The 3,775-nt window shown below is 76.1% G+C and carries 3 protein-coding genes; 1 reads left to right on the top strand and 2 read right to left on the bottom strand.

Annotated features, from left to right (window positions below):
* Both KSNIM_RS22730 and KSNIM_RS22725 read right to left on the bottom strand, forming a co-directional pair.
* A partial coding sequence (locus tag KSNIM_RS22730; protein ID WP_263105005.1) for a DUF5682 family protein occupies positions 1 to 1,821 on the bottom strand: 1,821 nt, incomplete at its 3' end.
* Positions 1,822 to 1,879: 58 nt separating this feature from the next.
* Positions 1,880 to 2,986, bottom strand: coding sequence for an ATP-binding protein (locus KSNIM_RS22725; protein WP_263105004.1), 1,107 nt, complete (start codon positions 2,984 to 2,986; stop codon positions 1,880 to 1,882).
* Between the two features lie 295 nt (positions 2,987 to 3,281).
* Here KSNIM_RS22725 and KSNIM_RS22720 point away from each other — a divergent pair.
* On the top strand, positions 3,282 to 3,775 hold a 494-nt coding region (locus KSNIM_RS22720), incomplete at its 3' end, for an SWIM zinc finger family protein (RefSeq protein ID WP_263105003.1).

The following is a 3,775-nucleotide window of genomic DNA, read 5'->3' as shown; positions in this document are numbered from 1 at the left end:
GGAGTGGAGGGCCGCGGCCCAGCGCTCGGCGGGGTCGTCGCCCGGGTCGCCGGTGGCGGCGGGCGGCAGCAGGCCGACGGCGGTGTGGACGGCGTCGAGGTGGGCGCGCATGGTGGCGGCACCGTCGGCGTCCAGGCCGGTGCAGGCGGGCGGCAGGCCGACGCCGATCCGTTCCGCGAGGCCGCGGGCGACGCCGTCGAGGGCGGTGGCGTCGGTGCCGCGGACGTCGCCGTAGCGCAGCGCGCGGACGAGGGCGGGCAGCGCGGCGGCGAGGTGGGCCACGTCGGTGTCCAGGGCGGCCCGGTCGGCGAGTGCCCGCATGACGGCGGGCAGGGCGCCGGTGAGGCCGGCGAGCAGGCACTGCTCGACGAGGCCGGTGAGGTCGGCGAGGTCGGTGGCGTCGGCGGCCTGCCGGGCGGCCTTGCCGCAGGCGGCGTCCTCGACGGTGGTGCCCCAGTGCGCGGCCTCGACGACGCGGACGGCGTACTCGGGCTCCCACCGCAGCCGCCAGGTCTCCCGGAAGGTGCCGGTGGAGTTGACGGCGGAGCGGGCGGGCGCGCCCCAGTCGATGCCGAGCAGCCGCAGCCGGTGCAGCAGGCGGGAGCGGTGGGCGTCGAGGTCCTTGCGCAGGTCGAGGACGAGCTCGCGCTCGGCGGCCTCGGGCTTGAGGCGCAGGCTGCGCTGGAGGCGGGCGAGGTCGCGCTGGAGCGGCACGGCGGGGGCGCCGTCCGGCACCTCGCCGAGGGCGTCGCCGACCACCAGGCGGTCGTGGACGAGGGCGAGCGTGACGTCGGAGCCGTCGCACATCACGGAGCGGACGGCGTCGAGGGTTTCGCCGAGGCCTGCGAGCGGGCGGCCGCGGAGCACGGCGAGCGTCTCGGCGAGCCGGACGGCCTCGATGACGTGCGCGGAGGAGACAGGGTGGTCCTCGGCGCGGAGCAGGCCGGCGATGCCGGTCATCCAGCGGGTGACCGGCCGGTCGGGGCTGGTGAAGAGGTGGTGGTACCAGCCGGGCGAGTCGATGCCGGCGCCGTAGCCGGTGTGCTGGGCGAGCCGGCGGTGTGTCCAGGGCACCCAGGTGATCTCGGTCCTGACCTTGGGCAGGCCGCTGAGCAGGGCGCGGTCGTGGGCGACGGTGGGCATGGTCTGCAGGGCGGGGACGTGCCAGGCGCCGCAGACCACCGCGATCCGCCGGTGGCCGGCCCGGCGGGCGGCGCGGATCTGCTGGCGCATGTACGCCTCGCGGAGGTCGTCGCGGCGGGCGCGCGGGCCGGCCGGGGCGGTCTCGCGCAGGGCGGTCATGGCCTCGGCGACCGCGGCGAAGGGGGCGAGGGCGTCGCCGTCGGGCGCGCGGTGCTCGACGACGTCCTCCCACCAGCGCTCGGGGTCGTCGTGGCCGGCGGCCTCGGCGAGGGCGGCGATCGGGTCGCCGATGCCGTCCTCCGCCTCCGCCGCCTCGTCGGACGTGCCCCCCGGCACGCCCGACGGGGCTTGGGCGAGCGCGAAGGTGTGCGCCGCGGGCAGGTCGACGAAGCGGGCGGGCACGTCGTGGTCGGCGGCGTACCGCAGGGCCACCCACTCGGGGGAGAACACGGCGAACGGCCAGAAGGCGGCCCTGGCCGGGTCGTCGACGACGTGGGCGAGCAGGGCGACCGGCGGCTGCATCTCCTTGTCCGCGGCGAGCGCGGCGATCGCGTCGGCCTCCGGCGGTCCCTCGATCAGCACCGCGTCGGGCCTCAGCTGCTCCAGGGCGGCGGCCACCGCGCGGGCGGAGCCGGGTCCGTGGTGGCGGACGCCGAGCAGGGTGACCTCTGCGCTCATGGTCGTGGACCTCGCTCTCGGATGGTTCTCTCGGTGGGCTGGGGCCGCGGCGGCCGGGTCAGTGCGCGTGCTCGCGGGCGGCGCGGTAGAAGTCCTTCCAGCCGTCCCGCTCGCGGAGCACGCCCTCGACGTACTCGTGCCAGACCGTGCGGTCGGCGACCGGGTCGCGGACGACCGCGCCGACGATGCCGGCGGTGACGTCGGAGGCGCGGAGCATGCCGTCGCCGAAGTGGGTGGCGAGGGCGAGGCCGTTGGTGAGCACCGAGATCGCCTCGGCGGTGGAGAGGGTGCCGCTGGGCGTCTTGACCTTGGTGCGGCCGTCGGCGGTGACGCCGGAGCGCAGCTCGCGGAAGACGGTGACGACGCGGCGGATCTCCTCGGCGCCGGTGGGCAGCTCGGGCAGGTCGAGGGAGCGGCCGAGCTGGTTGACCCGGCGGCCGACGATGTCGACCTCCTCGTCGAGGGTGGCGGGCAGCGGCAGCACGACGGTGTTGAAGCGGCGGCGCAGCGCGGAGGAGAGGTCGTTGACGCCGCGGTCGCGGTCGTTGGCGGTGGCGATCAGGTTGAAGCCGCGGACGGCCTGGGTCTCGTCGCCGAGCTCCGGGACGGGCAGGGTCTTCTCGGACAGGATGGTGATCAGGCTGTCCTGGACGTCGGCCGGGATGCGGGTGAGCTCCTCGACCCGGGCGATCTTGCCGTCGGCCATCGCCCGCATGACCGGGGAGGGCACCAGGGCCTGCCGGCTGGGGCCGTTGGCGAGCAGCTGCGCGTAGTTCCAGCCGTAGCGGACGGCTTCCTCGGGGGTGCCGGCGGTGCCCTGGACGAGCAGGGTGGAGTCGCCGCTGACGGCGGCGGCGAGGTGCTCGGAGACCCAGGTCTTGGCGGTGCCGGGCACGCCGAGCAGCAGCAGGGCGCGGTCGGTGGCCAGGGTGGTGACGGCGACCTCGACCACCCGCCGCGGGCCGATGTACTTGGGGGTGATCACGGTGCCGTCGGGCAGCGTGCCGCCGAGCAGGTAGGTGGCGACGGCCCACGGCGAGAGCCGCCAGCGCTCGGGGCGGGGGCGGTCGTCGGCGGCGGCGAGCGCGGCGAGTTCGGCGGCGAAGGCGTCCTCGGCGTGGAGGCGGAGGACTTCACTCGTACGGGTGGTCGTCTCGGTGGTCATCGACATCTCCTGGGTACGGCCGCCGGGCATGGCTGTGGCAGGGGTGCGGCGGTGTGAAGCAGCTTGGATCGGCTTGGATCGGCATGGAGCGGCATAGATCGGCATGGAGCGGCGCGGGACGGCTGCGGACGGCCCCTCGGAACGCGGTGCGGCAGGGTCGGGGCGGACTCCTCGTACACCCTTCCGGTCTGCTGGAACCACCATGCACGAGCCCACTGACAAGCCCGGCCGGCGCGGTGACCGGCCGTCAGTTCGGCCGGCTCGAATGTCAGTGGCCCGCCCTAGCGTCGTCGGCATGGAGGAACGCTGGAGCAACGAACACGTCCTGTCGCTGGCGCCGGACCAGGCGTCGCTGAAGGCGGCCGGCAAGCTGTCCGCGCCCGCGCCGTGGTCGGACGCGGGCTGGGGCGGCGGCGCGCTGTGGGGCTCGTGCAAGGGCAGCGGGAAGACGCCCTACTTCCCCTGCGTCGACCTCTCCGGGCCCGCGTACAAGTGCACCTGCCCCAGCCGGAAGTTCCCGTGCAAGCACGTGCTCGGCCTGCTGCTGCTGTGGAGCGCCGGCTCCCCGGCGGTCGCGGAGGGGGCCGTGCAGCCCGAGTGGGTGGCCGAATGGCTGACCAGGCGTCAGGGCGCCGCCGAGCAGAAGGCCGTCCGGCAGCAGGAGCGCCGGGAGGCTGCCAAGGACGACCAGGCGGCCCGCCGGCGGGCGGGGCAGCGCGCCGCCCGTGTCGCCGCGGGCGCGCAGGAGCTCCGGCTGCGGCTCGCGGACGGCGTCCGGCACGGCCTCGC

The organism is Kitasatospora sp. DSM 101779 (assembly GCF_025655475.1).
Taxonomy (GTDB): domain Bacteria; phylum Actinomycetota; class Actinomycetes; order Streptomycetales; family Streptomycetaceae; genus Kitasatospora.
This window is presented reverse-complemented; position numbering and strand designations above follow the sequence as displayed.

Coding starts and splice junctions, on each gene's coding strand:
- KSNIM_RS22725 (WP_263105004.1), bottom strand. CDS start 2,986: ATGACCACCGAGACGACCACCCGTACGAGTGAAGTCCTCCGCCTCCAC.